Origin of the sequence: Staphylococcus edaphicus (assembly GCF_002614725.1) — a bacterium.
GTDB lineage: Bacteria > Bacillota > Bacilli > Staphylococcales > Staphylococcaceae > Staphylococcus > Staphylococcus edaphicus.
On record NZ_MRZN01000015.1, the window covers coordinates 31881 to 48845 of the forward strand.

At 33.1% G+C, this 16965-nt stretch carries 18 protein-coding genes; all 18 read right to left on the minus strand.

Annotated elements, in window-relative coordinates:
• Nucleotides 1–27 precede the first annotated feature (27 nt).
• On the minus strand, nucleotides 28–999 hold the full coding sequence (locus BTJ66_RS09385) for a biotin--[acetyl-CoA-carboxylase] ligase (protein ID WP_099090704.1): 972 nt from the start codon (nucleotides 997–999) through the stop codon (nucleotides 28–30).
• Nucleotides 992–2191, minus strand: a complete 1200-nt coding sequence (locus BTJ66_RS09390) for a CCA tRNA nucleotidyltransferase (RefSeq protein WP_099090705.1) — start codon at nucleotides 2189–2191, stop codon at nucleotides 992–994. The genes BTJ66_RS09385 and BTJ66_RS09390 overlap by 8 nt, the downstream gene beginning before the upstream one ends.
• Nucleotides 2184–3332, minus strand: coding sequence for an N-acetyl-alpha-D-glucosaminyl L-malate synthase BshA (bshA, locus tag BTJ66_RS09395; RefSeq protein ID WP_099090706.1), 1149 nt, complete (start codon nucleotides 3330–3332; stop codon nucleotides 2184–2186). Before bshA ends, BTJ66_RS09390 begins: the two co-directional genes overlap by 8 nt.
• Before the next feature lie 33 nt (nucleotides 3333–3365).
• Nucleotides 3366–3683: a nucleotide pyrophosphohydrolase gene (locus tag BTJ66_RS09400; RefSeq protein ID WP_099090707.1), complete on the minus strand. Its 318-nt coding sequence runs from the start codon at nucleotides 3681–3683 to the stop codon at nucleotides 3366–3368.
• A gap of 290 nt (nucleotides 3684–3973) precedes the next feature.
• Entirely contained in the window at nucleotides 3974–4669 is a 696-nt protein-coding gene (locus BTJ66_RS09405) for a zinc metallopeptidase (protein ID WP_099090708.1), read from the minus strand.
• Between the two features lie 39 nt (nucleotides 4670–4708).
• Nucleotides 4709–5308, minus strand: coding sequence for a DUF1405 domain-containing protein (locus BTJ66_RS09410; protein ID WP_099090709.1), 600 nt, complete (start codon nucleotides 5306–5308; stop codon nucleotides 4709–4711).
• 5 nt (nucleotides 5309–5313) lie between these two features.
• Nucleotides 5314–5877, minus strand: a complete 564-nt coding sequence (locus tag BTJ66_RS09415) for a YpiB family protein (protein ID WP_099090710.1) — start codon at nucleotides 5875–5877, stop codon at nucleotides 5314–5316.
• Nucleotides 5878–5897: 20 nt separating this feature from the next.
• Nucleotides 5898–7145 (minus strand): tetratricopeptide repeat protein, encoded by a 1248-nt coding sequence (locus BTJ66_RS09420; protein ID WP_099090711.1) that lies wholly within the window; start codon nucleotides 7143–7145, stop codon nucleotides 5898–5900.
• A 4-nt stretch (nucleotides 7146–7149) separates the two neighbouring features.
• Nucleotides 7150–8448: a 3-phosphoshikimate 1-carboxyvinyltransferase gene (aroA, locus tag BTJ66_RS09425; protein ID WP_099090712.1), complete on the minus strand. Its 1299-nt coding sequence runs from the start codon at nucleotides 8446–8448 to the stop codon at nucleotides 7150–7152.
• Between the two features lie 11 nt (nucleotides 8449–8459).
• Nucleotides 8460–9527 (minus strand): 3-dehydroquinate synthase, encoded by a 1068-nt coding sequence (aroB, locus tag BTJ66_RS09430; protein ID WP_099090713.1) that lies wholly within the window; start codon nucleotides 9525–9527, stop codon nucleotides 8460–8462.
• Nucleotides 9528–9565: 38 nt separating this feature from the next.
• A complete protein-coding gene (gene aroC, locus BTJ66_RS09435; protein ID WP_099090714.1) occupies nucleotides 9566–10732 on the minus strand; it encodes a chorismate synthase in 1167 nt (388 codons plus the stop codon).
• A 283-nt stretch (nucleotides 10733–11015) separates the two neighbouring features.
• Nucleotides 11016–11465 (minus strand): nucleoside-diphosphate kinase, encoded by a 450-nt coding sequence (gene ndk / locus BTJ66_RS09440; protein WP_099090715.1) that lies wholly within the window; start codon nucleotides 11463–11465, stop codon nucleotides 11016–11018.
• Nucleotides 11466–11614: 149 nt separating this feature from the next.
• The gene (locus BTJ66_RS09445; protein ID WP_099090740.1) at nucleotides 11615–12568 is read right to left on the minus strand and encodes a polyprenyl synthetase family protein; all 954 of its coding nucleotides are present in this window, start codon (nucleotides 12566–12568) and stop codon (nucleotides 11615–11617) included.
• A 26-nt stretch (nucleotides 12569–12594) separates the two neighbouring features.
• Nucleotides 12595–13296 carry a demethylmenaquinone methyltransferase gene (locus BTJ66_RS09450; RefSeq protein ID WP_099090716.1) on the minus strand — a complete coding sequence of 234 codons (702 nt, stop codon included), beginning with the start codon at nucleotides 13294–13296 and terminating at the stop codon, nucleotides 12595–12597.
• Between the two features lies 1 nt (nucleotide 13297).
• Nucleotides 13298–13870, minus strand: a complete 573-nt coding sequence (locus BTJ66_RS09455) for a heptaprenyl diphosphate synthase component 1 (protein WP_099090717.1) — start codon at nucleotides 13868–13870, stop codon at nucleotides 13298–13300.
• 311 nt (nucleotides 13871–14181) lie between these two features.
• A complete protein-coding gene (locus BTJ66_RS09460) occupies nucleotides 14182–14454 on the minus strand; it encodes an HU family DNA-binding protein (protein WP_002483248.1) in 273 nt (90 codons plus the stop codon).
• Between the two features lie 168 nt (nucleotides 14455–14622).
• The gene (locus tag BTJ66_RS09465) at nucleotides 14623–15621 is read right to left on the minus strand and encodes an NAD(P)H-dependent glycerol-3-phosphate dehydrogenase (protein ID WP_099090718.1); all 999 of its coding nucleotides are present in this window, start codon (nucleotides 15619–15621) and stop codon (nucleotides 14623–14625) included.
• 17 nt (nucleotides 15622–15638) lie between these two features.
• Complete coding sequence (der, locus tag BTJ66_RS09470; RefSeq protein ID WP_099090719.1) at nucleotides 15639–16949, minus strand: ribosome biogenesis GTPase Der; 1311 nt, start codon at nucleotides 16947–16949, stop codon at nucleotides 15639–15641.
• Nucleotides 16950–16965: the final 16 nt, after the last annotated feature.

The window sequence follows — 16965 nt, forward strand, 5'->3', positions numbered from 1 at the left end:
TCTGATCCCTCCTTTCATTTTTTTGTACTATAATTCAATATCAGCACTGATCAATTGATGTTGTTTATTATTTTCATCAAGTACGATTAAAAAGCCGTTTGCATCTATATCAATAGCTTCACCTTTAAATTGTTTATTATTTTCAGTAAATCGTAGCTGCTTGTTCCATATATTAGAAGCGGCTATGTATTCATCACGAATTGTTGAAAATGGTTCTTCAAGGAATTGTGCATATCGATACTCAATCTGTTTAATTAGCGCGTGTAAAAACGCATAGCGGTTCACTTCAGCATGATTATGTATTCGGATACTTGTTGCTTTCTGAATCAATTCGTCGTTGAAATCTGAAGGTGTTTGATTCATATTAATGCCGACACCACATATAACAGCTTCAATGCCATCGCTATTAGCAACCATTTCTGTTAAAAAACCACAGACTTTTTGATGATTAATATAGATGTCATTTGGCCACTTTACAGCAACCTTACTATTACTATATTGCTGGATGGCATCCCTTATAGCAAGGGCCATAAATAAATTAAATTTAGTAATCATGTCAAAAGGAACATTTGGTCGCAATACCATGGACATCCATAGTCCCTGTCCCTTTGCGGATTCCCAAGGTCTATTGAAACGCCCTTTTCCTTGAGTTTGTTCATCACTAAGAATTAAAAATGTATCCGTATTGCCGACCAAATTTTGTTTTGCTAATAATTGTGTAGAATCTACATTTTCCATTATTTCAATATGGTCAAATAATTGTTGCGATTGAAGCGTAGGTATTACAATGCCACTGTACCATTTATTCGGTAATTGAATTAACCGATGTCCTTTATGATTAATGGATTCAATTTGACAGCCTTCTACTTTGAGTTGATCAATGACTTTCTTAACTGCTGTTCTGGAAATAGACAGTTGCTCCGCAATAAATTGTCCTGAGATGTATTCATGTTCATATTGATATAATATATGGACTACTGCTTTACTATATTTAGACACGTGTTTTCACCCACTTTTTAAGTTCAGGTTTGAAATTACATACTTCTCCTGATATTATGGCACATTCGACTTCACGTAAAATCGTCTTTAACCATGGTCCGCTCGTTGTGTTCGTTACTTCTAATATATCTTTTCCATTGATATCCATATCGCTTCTAGAACTAATTGGTAACTGTTTGGCTACTTCATTTACAGATTCATAGTTTAGTATTAATGGTGATATAGAAGTGATTTGATTTAATTCCAAGACATCTAAAAAGCTTAGTACTTCTAGTATATCTTTTTTTCCATAATCATAAACAAATAATTTTAATTGTTTTTTTGTGTGTATTTTGTCTATTAGTTCAATTAATTGAACTAATTTTTTTATATATTTTTTATCATTATTACTCAATTTTAAATCAGTAATATTAGAATTTACTTCCCGTTGCTGAGATATTAAAAATGCAATAAACATTGTGAAAGACATTGCTTTGGTCAAAGAAAATTTGGACAAGTCAAAGTGTTTAAAAAATGGAATATATTTAAAAGTCATGAAAAGTTTTAAATTATTAAAACTTTTCTCTACATAGTTGCCTAGTGTTAATTTTTCTAGTTCAACAACGATACGCTCAATAGATAAATATTTAATATCTCTAATATGATGCAACATTGCATTAAAAGTAGCTTCTTCTAATTGGAATCCAAATTGTGACTGAAAACGTAAGCCCCTAACAATCCTTAATGCATCTTCACCAAAACGCGCGTCAGGGTTGCCAACAGTCCTAATTATGTGTTGTTTGATGTCTTTTTGACCTTCAAAATAATCAAAGGTTTGATAATTGATATCCATAGCAATCGCATTCATCGTGAAATCTCTACGTTTTACGTCTTCATATAGATTTCTTACAAAAAACACTTCATTCGGTCTACGGTGATCCACATAGTCACCCTCGGCACGAAACGTTGTCACTTCATACTGTTCTCCATTGTAAACCACATTAATCGTGCCGTGTTCTCGACCTATAGGTATGGTTTTATCGAAAATAGCTTCGATTTCATCAGGAGTCGCACTTGTAGTAATGTCTATATCATGAATAGGTTTATTCATTAAATAATCACGTACTGACCCTCCAACAAAATAGGCTTGATAATGGTGTGCTTGTAATGTTTCTAAAATTGGTTTGGCTGTTTCAAATAAAGAATTAGTCATTGTTAACCTCTAACATTTTTTTGTAATAATACTCATATTGGTCTACAATTAAATCAGAAGAAAATCTTTTAGCAACATCTTCTAACATGCGTGTCTGCATTGTATTATAAAGTTCTGAGTTAGATAATAATTTAATTGCATATTCACTTGCGGCTGTACTGTCTCCGATATTTACAATATACCCTGTTTCTTCATGCTTAATAACTTCCTTGATACCACCTGCAGTAGAACCAATTGGTAGAACGCCCGACTTCATTGCTTCAAGTAAAGTTAATCCAAAACTTTCTTTTTCGCTCAGTAATAAGACTAAGTCAGATATTTGATAAAATTCACTAACCCAATTTTGTTTTCCTAAAAATAACACTTCATCTTCTAAATTAAGGTGACGTGCCTTTTCTTTCAAATCCATCAGCTCTGGTCCATCACCAAGTAAGATGAGTTTGGAAGGAATAGATTTACGTACCTTTGCAAATGTATCAATAATAGTATCAATCCGTTTTACTGACCTGAAATTAGATACATGAATCAACACTTTTTCATCGGGTTGAATGCCATAACACGCTTTTAATTTTTCGTCACTTTGTGTTGGTATATTGGGTTTGGTTGGAAATTCTTTTTCCCTTACAAAATTATAAATGGGTACAATCTCTTTATCAGTCTCGATAATGTCGTATGTTTGCTGTGCTAGCGATTTGCTTACGCTTGTAACTACATCACTACCTTCGATACCAAATTTTATCGCATTTTTTAAAGAATGATCATAACCTAGTACTGTGATGTCAGTACCATGCAAAGTTGTCATGATTTTAATATCTTTATTTGACATATGTTTAGCTAAAATACCACATACAGCATGAGGGACTGCATAATGCATATGTAATAAATCTAAATCATATTCTTTAATAACTTCAGCAATTTTTGTACTTAAAGTAATATCGTAAGGCGGATATTGAAAAACAGCATATTGATTTACTTCAACTTGATGAAAAGTCATATTCGGTAAGGGTTTGCGAATTCTAAATGGTATATTTGATGTAATGAAATGAATATCATGGCCACGTTCAGCGAGTTTGATACCCAATTCTGTAGCTATAATGCCTGAACCACCCATAGATGGATAACAAGTGATGCCTATTTTCATAAGGCGGTAACACCCTTTCTCATTCTTCTTAATTTATTTTCGTTCGAAGCGATTTTTATCGCGTGTATTAAATTTTTCCATAGTTTCATCAAAGCTTTCTGTCAAATCAATGTCTAAAGAATTGGCAATACACATTAAGACAAATAAGTTGTCTCCTAATTCAGCTTTAATTGTATTTTCTGATTCGGAAGTTTTTTTCTTTTTTTCACCGTATACGTGATTGATTTCTCTTGAAAGTTCTCCAACTTCCTCTGTTAAGCGTGCAAGATTAGCTAACGGGGAAAAATAACCTGATTTAAATTGACCGATATAGTCATCAACTTCGGTTTGCATATCTTTCATAGACTTCATAATATACGCCTCTCATTTCTAACGATTTCTTTTCTAGTATAGACTAATTTTATGTTTCATGCATTATTCCTGCAACAGTTATGACTTATAAACTAAGTAGTCAACAATAAACTCTATTATTAAATTATAGGGTGGGAAATATTGCTTTTTTAGATATTTTAAGTGTATGTCGTAATTGTTAAGACTGACTGGAAATACGTTTTAAATCTGAATGCTATAATTTTATAATTATTATAGTTTTAAGACATAAAAAAACCCAAACATCTTAAGATGTTTGGGAATATATTGTATTACTCACTTGATCTAGCAATAAGAATAAATCTTGCAAGTTCAGCTAATGCAACTGCAGTTGATGCAACGTAAGTCATTGCAGCAGCAGTAAGTACTTTTTTAGCATGACGATATTCTTTTTCATTAACAATATCTAAACTTTGAATTTGTTTCATCGCCCTACTACTAGCATTAAACTCTACTGGTAATGTAACGATAGAGAATAACACTGCAAATGACATAAACGCGATACCAATCCATAAAGCTGTAGAACCTAAAGTGCTTTGTAGGCTTGTTAAGATAATACCAGCAAAAACAGCTAAGTAACCAATTGAACTGCCGATATTTGCAAGCGGTACTAAGGATGTTCTAAATCTTAGGAAGAAATAACCTTGTGCGTGTTGAATTGCGTGTCCAACTTCGTGTGCAGCTATTGCTGTTCCTGCAACTGAAGGTCTACTAAAGTTAGCTGGCGAAAGTACAAGGACTTTTTTACGAGGATCGTAATGATCCGTCAAGAACCCTTGTCCTTCTACAACATCAACATCATAAATACCATTAGCATGAAGTATTTCTAATGCAACTTCTTGACCAGTCTTGCCACTTGTAGATCTGACTTGTGAATATTTTTCATAATTAGATTTTACTTTGTGCTGTGCCCAAAGAGGTAATACCATTAATATAACAAAGTATAATATCATATAGATAAAAGACAAAAACCTCACTCCTTTATAAACATTTTACTGTGTCCTTCACTAGTGGTCAAATATTTTATCCTTTTTAAATCGAGTTAAATTTAAATATAGAGTTAATGGAATTACACTTAACCAGAATGCAAGGTATGCGACACCTTCAATATGACTTGCAATAAAATCATAGTAAGGATATTGCATGAAAACATAATCTATTATGTCATTATGGAACACCCATATCATCGCAATAATGAACGGCGTGATAGATATGTTAAATCTTGGATAAAAAATAAATGCTTCCATTGCCATCACACCATGCGACAATATGAGCATACAACCTGTAATTGTTATTTCATCATATTGAATAAACATAATAATATTCATAATGACTGCCCATACACCGTATTTTATAAGTGATACAAAGGCTAAAGCTTCAACTATCGGTATTTGTTTACCCAATATATAAGCTAAAATAACAATGCATAGGAATAATGATGCTGTTGGACTATCAGGTACAAATGCTTTGAACTGCAAATCAGTAACACTCAATTGACTACTATACCATATATAACCATAAAGCGTACCTAATAAATTACATAAGAGTAAAAAGTACAGTATTCCTTTATGATAGATCATTGACTGCCATAATATTTTTATATTCATTTACTTCAGTCCTTCGTTGTTGTGTTTACATTTCTTAATTTAAATGTATTAAGAATCTGAGAGAGTTGATAAAACAACACTTTATCTTGTAATTGTAAGCTTAAATCAATATTATCTTGTAAATAAGAAATAATAGAAGTCTCACTTTGCTTTGATAAAGGAATGCTGTATATATCTTGCATATATACAGCATAATAAGGAGATTGAAGTAATTGTTTTAACAATAAGTCATCTAGTTTTTGATCTCTCTTTTGTGTTTTATCAAAATATATCTTTATATCAAAAGATTCATTATGATTAGCAATAACTTCAAAAATTTCATTGCTATTTATGATTTGTTGATTGTCTGATGTATACTTAATTGCAACTGGTGTTACCGCATTAACCATAGCTAATGCTAATGTATTATGGCCAGGAATACTTTCATCTACAAAGTGTATTTGTTGTAATAATTCTGGTGATGATTTGAGTAAGTTCAATATCCACACACTAATCCTAGATTTAAACTGATAATGAAAAAGAAGATATTCAATAAAAGTTGCCTTTGATTGTTGTAGCGTATTGGACATTCAAACTCACCTTCCTTGTTCTAGAAAGATTGCAATCTTTCTGCTTCGTCATGCCAAGTATCATTACTTGGTTCTAATTCTAATAATTGGTTTAAAATTACTTTGGCTTGTTGTGTTTCTCCAATTTCTACTAAATAGAAATAATAATCACTTAAAAATGCGGATTGTGATTGCAGGGTATTATATGCTAATTCAAAGAAATGTTGTGCTTCTCTATCGCGTTCTTCTTGGCCAAGTGCGTAGGCGAGATGCCACATAAATACAGGATCTAAATCTTCTTCATCTACATATTGAAGTAATCCTATTAGTGATTCATAATCTTCTTCTTGTCTATATAAATCACTTAGTATCAACAATGGCTCCTGATATGCATTATCGACTTCTAATGCTTGGATGAGTAATTGTACACCTTCATTTGCATCACCATGCTCAATTTGTATCGTACCTGTAGAAACCATTAATTCTTTATAAAACTGCGTTAATCTTAATCCTTCTTTACCTATTTCTATTGCATCAGCATGGTTATGTTCATTTTCATATAATTGCTGTAAATAAAAATAGGCTTGTAAGAAATCAGGGTCTTTTGATAATAATGTTTGTACCAACTTGATTGCTTCTTGAGTAAGTTCATTTTTTTCATAAGCGATTGCTTTTTTGAAATAATCTTCGGAATCCATTTCGTCTTCATTAATTTCATCAAACATTTTGATAGCATCACTGTAGTTTCCGCTTTGTAAACTACAGTCAGCTAAACGAGAAAATAAATTCACACCGTTGACTTCATATTCTCCTGTTTCAAGAACGGTTTCGTATTCAGAAGTAGCTCTTAAATATTGCCCATCGAAGTACAATAACTCTGCTAATGCGTAATGAATAATCGGATCGTTTGGTTCAATATCTATAGCTTCATCAAGTTTACTAATTGCTACTTCAAGCATATTTAATTGTTGATAAAGATCAGCTTCTAACATTAATCTTTCGGTAGATATTTCCACTTCGTTCAGATATTCTAATGCTTCATCGGTATGGTTCTCAGACATTAATCCTTCAATGAAATAGATTAAAAGTTCACTTTCATCAGGATATTTGTGGTAAAGCGTACGGAACACTTCTAAGCCTTGTGGCATTAAACCATAGTTATATAACGTTTCACCTAGTATGAATAAAGCATCGTCCTTAGGAGAGCTTAATGCATCATTTACACGTGTGTCTAAGTTATCTAATTTTTGTAAGTTGATATCATCTATGAGTTTATAGATATCTTCCATACTATTATCCCTCTTTTTCTAATTGTTTTAACTTCGGTAAGAATCCTGGGAAAGAAACATTGACCGCATCAAATTGCTTAATTGATAATGCCTCATCTGTTAGTAAGGATGCGATAGCTAACATCATGCCAATACGGTGATCAGTAAAGCTGTTAACAGTCGTAGTTTGTTCTAGTGCCGATGGATGAATGATTAAACCATCATTCGTCGGTTGTAACATAAAGCCTAATAAATTAAGCATATTTGCAGTTGTATCAATGCGATTTGTTTCTTTAACTTTAAGTTCTTCTGCTTCTTTTACAATGCTTGTCCCATTAGCTTGGGTGCAAAGTAATGCTATAATCGGTATTTCATCAATCGCTCTAGGTACAAGGTTTCCATCAATTTGAATTGGTTTCATATCGGGTGAATATTGTACACGAATAGAAGCTGTTGGCTCGGGATGATCAGTTTGATTAAATAATGTTATATTCCCTTCCATTTGTGTCACGATATCTATAATACCTGAACGTGTGGGGTTAATGCCAACATTGTGTATTGTAATATCACTACCCGGTGTTATCAAGCCAGCAACGATAAAATATGCAGCGGATGATATGTCACCAGGTACATGGAAGTCGGATGGTTTGATGTGTTCGATGCCTCGACTTGGCATTTCAATGGCTTGATCTGTTACCGAAATGGGAATGTTGAAATGTTCAAACATGGTTTCGGTATGATTACGCGTTGTGTCTAATTCTTTGATTGTTGTAGGTTCACTGGCAAACAGACTGGCAAACAGAATAGCACTTTTAACCTGAGCACTTGCTACTTCCATCTCATATGTAATTCCTTTAATCGAAGCAGGTTTAATAATAAGTGGCGTATAATTATCATTGATACCAGTGATATTTGCATTCATACGTTCCAAAGGCTTCATTATTCTATCCATTGGTCTTTTGCCAATAGATTCATCTCCAGATAAAACCGTTTCGATGCCAAGCCCACACAATAATCCAGCAACTAAACGTGTCGTTGTACCGGAATTTCCTGTATACAATACTTGATGTGGTGTCTTGAAATGTTTATACCCAGGTGAATCAATTGATATTTTATCTTCACTCACCTCAATTTGAACACCTAATAGTTTGAAAATTTCAACTGTACGAAGACAATCTTCACCTAGAAGCGGTTTGTAAATAGTTGACTTACCACTAGCTAGAGAACCTAAGATAATGGCTCTGTGTGTCATTGATTTATCGCCAGGTACTTCGATTTCCCCAACTAATGGTCCATTGATTTCTACTAATTTTGTTTTTGACAATATTCAAGCACCTACTTTTTAAAATATGTTATGAATGCCTCGAAAGCCTGTGAAAGTACGGCTTTGTCTACATGTTTCACCTGTGGATCTCCAATTGCATTTAAAAGTACCATTTGAACGCCTGTTTGGTTATTTTTTTTATCTTTTAACATTAATTGATACAAGGATTCAAATTCAAATGATTGGATAGTGTCCAAAGGATAATTTAATGATTTTAAATACTGAATATAATGCAAAATATCGTAATTGGTGTTTAATAATATATTAGAGACAATAAATTGATAAATGATACCAATCATTACTGCGTGACCATGTGGAATCTTAAATTGATATTCAACAGCATGGCCAAAAGTATGTCCTAAATTAAGATATTTGCGTACATTAGATTCTTTTTCATCTTGAACTATAATATTTAACTTTGTTTCTATACCTTTAAACAGATAATATTCGATGTCCTTTAAAGAAGCGAGTGCTTGTTCGTTAGGATATTGCGCTTCTATATTTTTAACTGATGCAATATCGTTTAATAAAGCATGTTTATATACTTCAGCATAGCCACTTAAAATTTCAGTATAAGGCAACGTATTTAAAAAATTGAGATCATAAATGACTGCTTTGGGTCTATAAAAAGCCCCGATCAAATTTTTACCATGCTTTGAATTTATACCGACTTTTCCACCAACGCTTGAATCATGTGCCAATATAGTTGTTGGTACCTGTATGAAATCAACGCCTCTTAATAAAGTTGAAGCTAAAAATCCTGTGAAATCTCCAGTAGCTCCCCCACCAATTGCAACTAAGCATGTGTTTCGTGTTAATTGTTCTGCCAGTAGTTTTTCAATGATTTTTTCATAATAAGATAAAGTTTTTGTTGTTTCCCCAGAAGGAATGACAAGTTTATGTGCTTTATTTTCAGTAGTGATAAAATCTAACGTTTCATGCCAATCATTATAGACATGCTCATCAACAACGAGTACCACATCTTGATAGTCTTTGATAAAGGGATGCAATTGATCTAATGCTTGATGTTCTACAATAATTGGATAATTATTAGATTGATAAGTAGTTTCTAATTTCATGTTATCACCTGATTATTCCATAATATTTTGATCACTATTTAATATTCGATGTTTAATAAGCGACGCTCTTCAATTTGCGCTTGTAGTTGTTCTATATGGTTGCATTGGAATTCTTCAAGCAATGCTTTCGCTAATTCAAAGGCAACTACATTTTCAACTACTACACTTGCTGCGGGTACAGCACAACTATCGGAACGTTCAATAGAAGCTTTAAACGGTTCTTTGGTATTAATATCTACAGAATTTAATGGCTTGTATAATGTTGGGATGGGTTTCATTACACCATTTACAATGATTGGCATACCATTAGACATGCCTCCTTCGAAACCGCCTAAATGGTTTGAACCTCTGTAATATCCATTTGTAGTATCGTATAATATTTCATCTTGAATTTCACTGCCTGGTTTTTCAGCAGCTTTAAAACCTTCGCCAAAGCTAACACCTTTAAATGCATTGATACTAACAACACCCTGAGCAATTCTGCCATCTAGTTTACGATCATAATGTACATAACTACCTATGCCTACTGGAACTCCTTCAATGATAGTCTGTACCACACCTCCGATTGTATCACCTGCTTTTTTAGCGTCATCAATCTTATCACGCATCGTTTGTGCTATTTCATCATTAACAACGCGCACGTCATTCTTATCTATATTTGATTTAATTGTTTCAAGGTCATATTCGATATCGTCTTTAATGCCGCCAATTTCCACTACTCTACTGTAAAAATGAATGTTTAATTGTTTTAAGAGTATTTTTGAAACTGCGCCAACAGCAACACGAGCCGCTGTTTCTCTTGCAGATGATCTTTCTAACACATTTCTTAAATCTCTGTGATTGTATTTCATACCTCCAATTAAGTCTGCGTGGCCAGGACGAGGTTTAGTAATAACACGTTTCATATTATCTTGGTCTTCTTCACTGATAGGATCCGCACCCATGATTTTCTTCCAATGTGTAAAGTCGTCATTTGTAACAATTAAAGTAATGGGGCTGCCTAGCGTGTACCCATTTCTTACACCTGAAACTATTTCTACAGCATCTTTTTCAATTTGCATACGGCGACCACGACCATAGCCTCCCTGTCTTTTAAACATTTCCTCGTTTATCTCAGCTACATTAATTTCTAAATTAGCTGGCACACCTTCAATAATGACTGTTAACTGTGGTCCATGTGACTCACCAGAAGTTAAATATCTCATACTTTACCCACTCCGTTCTTTAGTACTTTAAATTAATATATGCTCTATATCTTATCATATTCATTTGTTCAAATTAACAGTAAAATAATAAAAGATGAACATTAATAAAATTTATTTCAAATATCATTATTTACTAGTGTAACACTTGCGCTAAACGAATTATATTAAATCTAGTCCGTTATATATGAACTGATATAAAATTATTGCTTTTAATTTAGCGAACAAAAAAACTGATTAGATACTGTAATCTAATCAGTTTAAAAATCGTATTTATTAATAAATATTATTCGTATAACCAAGGTTCTCTTGGTTCGGTATATTCGCTTAATTCTTCTGTATTAAACCATAGATTGATTTCTTTATTGGCTGATTCAACTGAGTCAGAGCCATGAATAATGTTTCGTCCTACTGTTAAGCCTAAATCTCCTCTAATCGTACCTGGTGTTGCTTCAGATGGGTTAGTTTTACCAATAATATGTCGAGCTACATGAACAGCATCTTCGCCTTCTACGACCATCGCAAACACTGGTGCAGAAGTAATAAAACTAATTAAATGTTTATAGAACGGTTTATCGGTATGTTCTGCATAATGCGCTTCTGCGAGTGATTGCGGTACAGTCATTAACTTACCGCCAACTAGTTTTAGTCCTTTTCTTTCAATTCGAGAAATAATTTCCCCTATTAAATTTCTTTGTACTGCATCTGGTTTAATCATTAGAAATGTTCTTTCCATTATATGTGTCTCCCCCTGTTTGTTATGTATCGTTGTACTTATAATAAGTAATATAAAGTACACAAATATGCATCAAAATCAAAATGTGTTTTGAATCACATTAACATATTAACAGGTTATTAAAGCGCTTTCAATGGTTTTCACATAAGTTACACATTTCTTTTGCCGACTTTTTTTATTAATTTTTTAAATAATGGTTTTGAATCTTCATTTTCTAGCTCGTCAATTAAACGCAATGCTTTATGCAAGTATTTATCACTAATTTCTTGCGCATGTGTGATAACGTCAGAATTTCTAATTTGATTAATCAATTTAATGAATGTCTCATGACTAGTATCAGGACTTAATTGTTGAATTTGTTGTTTGAACGTGTCATTATTTCTCATTTCAAGAAGTACTGGCAAGGTTAAATGACCATTCATTAAATCACTACCAACAGGTTTACCTAATTTTTTCTCTGTACTTGTAAAATCTAATATATCATCTACAATTTGAAAACTCATACCTATATAATGGCCAATCATTTTTAAATTATGGATTGTTTTTTTATCAGCACCAGAAGTAATTGCTCCTACTTCTGTGGATAATTGTATTAACAATGCCGTTTTTCGATTTATACGGCGCAAGTAATTCGTTATGGTTTGATGTCCATTAAATTGATCCTGAAACTGATATAGTTCGCCCATGCATACTTCTACAATGGCACTAGATATAACAGCGTGTACACGATTAGCTTCAATATTAGAAATATGTTCAAGTCCTCGAGCAAGTAAGAAATTACCAGTGAGTATGGCTGTGTTTTGATCCCATTTTTTAGAGATAGTTAGACTACCTCTACGTTTATCACTTTTATCTATAACATCATCATGCACTAAGGTGGCCATATGAATTAATTCTAAGGCAACTGCGACACGATAAACGTCTTCATTCATTTCTTTGCCAAATTGGCTACTTAAAATTACGAACGCAGGTCTAACACGCTTACCACCTGAAGAAAATAAATGGTGTGAAGCAGCCTCAAGTACTTTATCATTACTTTTAATAGATAGTTCTAATCGTTTTTCTATTTTTTTAATTTCATTATTCATATTTAACTTTGACACGCTAATCACCTTTGGTTGATTCATTTTTATTTATAGCCAAGGTGCATTGCTGCAACGCCACCTGTGAAGCTACGGATTTTAACATTACTGAAACCTGCTTGATTAAATAAGCGTTTTAATTTTTCTTTATCCGGAAAATCAAACGTTGATTGTTGTAACCATTCATACTCATCTTTTGATTTCGCAAAGATTTTTCCGAAAATTGGCATTACGAACTTAAAATAAAGTTTATAACATTGTTTAAATACAGGTGTTGTAGGTTGGCTTGTTTCTAGGCAAACAATCATACCACCGGGTTTAAGAACCCTATTTAATTCTTTCAATGTTGCTAGATAATCAGGCACGTTTCTTAAACCGAAACCAATTGTGACATAATCGAACTCGTTGTCTTCAAATGGCAAATTCATTGCATCACCATGTACAAGTTTAATATTTTGCATATCACTTGTTTTATGTTTACCTACTTCCAACATATTTTCACTGAAATCAACACCGATAACTTCGCCAGTTGGCCCAACTGCTTTACTTAATGAGATTGTCCAATCAGCAGTACCACAACAAACGTCTAAAGCTTTTGATCCTGGTGTCACATTCATTTCTTTCATAACGCGCTTTCTCCATGTTTTATGTTGTTCGAAGCTTATGATGTTATTAAGGCGGTCATATTTTCCAGAAATATTTTGAAAAACATCATGAACTTGTTCTTTTTTTGCTTTATTATCTGCCATATTAATTACCTCTTTTTGAATGAATTTCAGTTTTTATTTGATCTAAAAATGACGCTAACACTTCTTTAGAATATTTGCTTAAGTAAGAAGGGTGATTATCGCTTAAATTGTCTAATAGTTTATCGTTGATAAAAGCTGTATTAGCATTTGAAGCAAATCGATTTATCGTAATTAGAGGAAACGTATTTTCTATTTTTAATATATATTGTCCAATATCATTGATATCTATCGTTTCATGATGAATGGAAGATTTCATTTCATTTACTTCTACAATAGCTGTGCTAATCTCTTTTTGATAAGCTGAATCATTTAAATTAGCTAATAATGTATAAAAATGTGCACTTAACAAGTCACCGATTAAAATAGATTTTTTAGACGATAAATTGGTAGAAACTTCGTCTAAGTGACGCATCGCTGTATCTATTGTGAGGCAAGCCAACTTAGCTTCTTGTGGGATATCATAAGAATCAAGAATTTGTGCCAACGCTTTATTTATATATATTGATTCATAATGATTTACACCGCGAAGCCGCTGTGTAATCTGTGTTTCTAATATGTTTAATGTCGTTTCCATGTTCACACCTCACGTTATTATCCATATACATATTAACATTATATTGAGAAAAATAAAATCAACGAAAATCAAAGTCATATATATTCATGTGTTATGTATGTAATAAACTCAATTTATATGGAATTGAGTTATAGTTAATTGTTTGATTCATATGTAATTCTTATCCATAGTCCATAATGGACGAATAAGTTCATAAAGCAACTATCTCGAATGATATCATACATTGATATGCTTATAGTTGGTTATATTTGATTATTTATCAAATAAAAAAGAAAAAGCCCCTTTAAAAGGGCTTCACTTTGAGTAAAGAATTATTTTACTGCATCTTTTAAAGCTTTACCAGCTTTGAATGCTGGAACTTTGCTTGCAGGGATATCAATTTCTTTACCAGTTTGAGGGTTACGGCCTTTACGAGCAGCACGTTCGCGTACTTCGAAGTTACCGAATCCAATTAATTGTACTTTTTCACCTTTAGAAAGTGATGATTGAATTGATTCGAATACTGCATCTACAGCTAAACCAGCTTCTTTTTTAGTTAAATCCGCTTGTTCTGCTACAGCATTAATTAAATCTGTCTTGTTCATTATGAATTCACCTCCCCTAGGGTTTATAATGATACTTTATATCATTATGGTATGACTTTAACACAACGATTATAGCTACTGCAATGATTTATGTGCAAAAAACGTTGAAATAATAGGATTTTGATAGTAAATCGTTATATATTCTAAAAAAAGTGTAATTATACTATGTTATTCCGCTTTCTTTCCTCGTCCCATTAAGTCTTTAACGCTTTCATTTACTGGTCTGTTTTCAAATAATACTTTATACAATGCAGTTGTTATTGGCATATCGACATTTACTTCATTTGCTAAATGATAAACTGATTTTGTAGTATAGACACCTTCAACAACCATATTCATTTCATTTAAAGCCGTATCAAGTGATTTGCCTTCACCTAATTTATAACCCAATGTATAATTTCTGGAATGAGTCGATGTACATGTTACGATTAGATCACCAATGCCTCCTAAGCCAAGAAAAGTAATTGGATCTGCACCTAATTTTTCACCTAACCGACTTATTTCAGCTAAGCCTCTCGTCATCAAAGCAGCTTTTGCATTATCCCCAAATCCCATACCTGAAATGACGCCACTTGCAACAGCAATAATATTTTTCAATGCGCCACCAAGTTCAACACCTACAAGGTCTTCATTCGTATATACGCGTAAATAATCATTCATAAATAAATCTTGTGTAAGTTTTCGAACGTCTTCTGATTTTGATGAAGCTGCCACAGTTGTAGGTTGTTTTATAACAACTTCTTCCGCATGACTTGGGCCAGACAAGACACCAATGCCTGCATTGTGTTCAGGAGCAATGGAATCTTCCAGCATCTCAGATACACGTTTATACGTTTCGTTTTCAATACCTTTCGCTACATGAATGAACGTTTTTTTAGATGATAATAAATGATCTATTGTTTTTGCTACTTCTCTCATCGCTTTAGTTGGTAAAGCCATTAAATAAATATCTGCAAAAGCAACAGCTGTTTCAATATCAAGTGTTGCTTTGATAGATTCATTCAATTTAGCTGTGTTTAAATACTTGCTATTGATATGTTGCTCATTTATTTCATTAACAGTGTTCGTGTTTTTCCCCCACATTAACACTTGATGCCCATTCTCAGCCAAGACATTTGCTAATGCCGTTCCGAAACTTCCTGTACCAAAGACAGTTACTTTAGACATGATATCCCCTCCGATAATTAATTTCTTTTTCTAGCTATTATGTGCACGGGCGTACCTTCGAATCCAAATGCAGCTCTAATTTGATTCTCCAAATAACGCTTATAAGAAAAATGCATTAATTCTACATCGTTTACAAAGACGATAAAAGTCGGTGGCTCTATTGCAACTTGTGTAGCATAAAATACGTTTAAACGACGGCCCTTATCTGTTGGAGTTGGATTCATCGAAATGGCATCTGTTACTACTTCATTAAGCGTAGAACTTTGTACACGTTTTTTGTGATTTTCACTAGCTTCTTTAATATATGGGAACAGCGTTCTGAGACGTTGTTTCTCTTTTGCTGAAACAAATGCGATTTCCGCGTAATCCAAGAATTGGAACTCTTTACGTACTTCATCTTTGAATTTTTTCATAGTGTTTGTTTCTTTGTCTACTGTATCCCACTTATTAACTACGATGACAATCGCTTTTCCTTCTTCGTGTGCATAGCCTGCAACACGTTTATCTTGTTCAATGATACCTTGCTCAGCATCAATGACAATAAGAATAACATTTGATCTTTCAATAGCTTTCAATGCACGTAAGACGGAATATTTTTCAGTATTTTCATATACTTTACCTTTTTTACGCATACCAGCTGTATCGATTAATACATAGTCTTGATCGTCATAGCTATATTCGGTATCTACAGCATCGCGTGTTGTACCTGCTACATTGGAAACGATAACTCGATCTTCACCTAATATCGCATTTACTAAGCTGGATTTACCCACATTTGGACGTCCGATTATGGATAGTCTAATTGTATCATCATCGTATGGATCTGGCTCTTCCTCTTTAAAATGTTTAACGACTTCATCTAATAAATCACCGAGGCCTAATCCATGAGAACCAGAAATTGGATAAGGATCTCCAAAACCTAGGGAATAGAAATCGTAAATTTCATTTCTCATTTCGGGATTGTCTACTTTATTTACTGCTAAAACTACAGGTTTTTTTGATTTATATAACATTTGTGCTACCATTTCATCACTTTGAGTTAACCCTTCTCTTACATTAACCATAAAAATGATGACATCAGCTTCATCAATTGCTACTTCGGCTTGTGCTCTTATTTGAGTTTGAAAAGGCGCATCTCCAATTTCAATACCACCTGTATCAATGATATTAAAATCATGTGTTAACCATTCACCTGATGAATAAATTCTATCACGAGTCACACCTGGTGTATCTTCTACAATTGATACACGTTCTCCTACGACTCTGTTAAAAATTGTCGATTTACCAACGTTTGGCCTACCAACAATTGCTACTATAGGTTTAGTCATAACTAACTTCCTCTCT

What these genes read in the sequence shown, in the direction of transcription:
- BTJ66_RS09390 (WP_099090705.1), bottom strand. Translation starts at nt 2,191, where the DNA reads ATGACTAATTCTTTATTTGAAACAGCCAAACCAATTTTAGAAACATTA.
- bshA (WP_099090706.1), bottom strand. Translation starts at nt 3,332, where the DNA reads ATGAAAATAGGCATCACTTGTTATCCATCTATGGGTGGTTCAGGCATT.
- BTJ66_RS09400 (WP_099090707.1), bottom strand. Translation starts at nt 3,683, where the DNA reads ATGAAGTCTATGAAAGATATGCAAACCGAAGTTGATGACTATATCGGT.
- BTJ66_RS09410 (WP_099090709.1), bottom strand. Translation starts at nt 5,308, where the DNA reads ATGAATATAAAAATATTATGGCAGTCAATGATCTATCATAAAGGAATA.
- BTJ66_RS09415 (WP_099090710.1), bottom strand. Translation starts at nt 5,877, where the DNA reads ATGTCCAATACGCTACAACAATCAAAGGCAACTTTTATTGAATATCTT.
- BTJ66_RS09420 (WP_099090711.1), bottom strand. Translation starts at nt 7,145, where the DNA reads ATGGAAGATATCTATAAACTCATAGATGATATCAACTTACAAAAATTA.
- aroB (WP_099090713.1), bottom strand. Translation starts at nt 9,527, where the DNA reads ATGAAATTAGAAACTACTTATCAATCTAATAATTATCCAATTATTGTA.
- aroC (WP_099090714.1), bottom strand. Translation starts at nt 10,732, where the DNA reads ATGAGATATTTAACTTCTGGTGAGTCACATGGACCACAGTTAACAGTC.
- ndk (WP_099090715.1), bottom strand. Translation starts at nt 11,465, where the DNA reads ATGGAAAGAACATTTCTAATGATTAAACCAGATGCAGTACAAAGAAAT.
- BTJ66_RS09450 (WP_099090716.1), bottom strand. Translation starts at nt 13,296, where the DNA reads ATGGCAGATAATAAAGCAAAAAAAGAACAAGTTCATGATGTTTTTCAA.
- BTJ66_RS09455 (WP_099090717.1), bottom strand. Translation starts at nt 13,870, where the DNA reads ATGGAAACGACATTAAACATATTAGAAACACAGATTACACAGCGGCTT.
- BTJ66_RS09460 (WP_002483248.1), bottom strand. Translation starts at nt 14,454, where the DNA reads ATGAACAAGACAGATTTAATTAATGCTGTAGCAGAACAAGCGGATTTA.
- BTJ66_RS09465 (WP_099090718.1), bottom strand. Translation starts at nt 15,621, where the DNA reads ATGTCTAAAGTAACTGTCTTTGGTACAGGAAGTTTCGGAACGGCATTA.
- der (WP_099090719.1), bottom strand. Translation starts at nt 16,949, where the DNA reads ATGACTAAACCTATAGTAGCAATTGTTGGTAGGCCAAACGTTGGTAAA.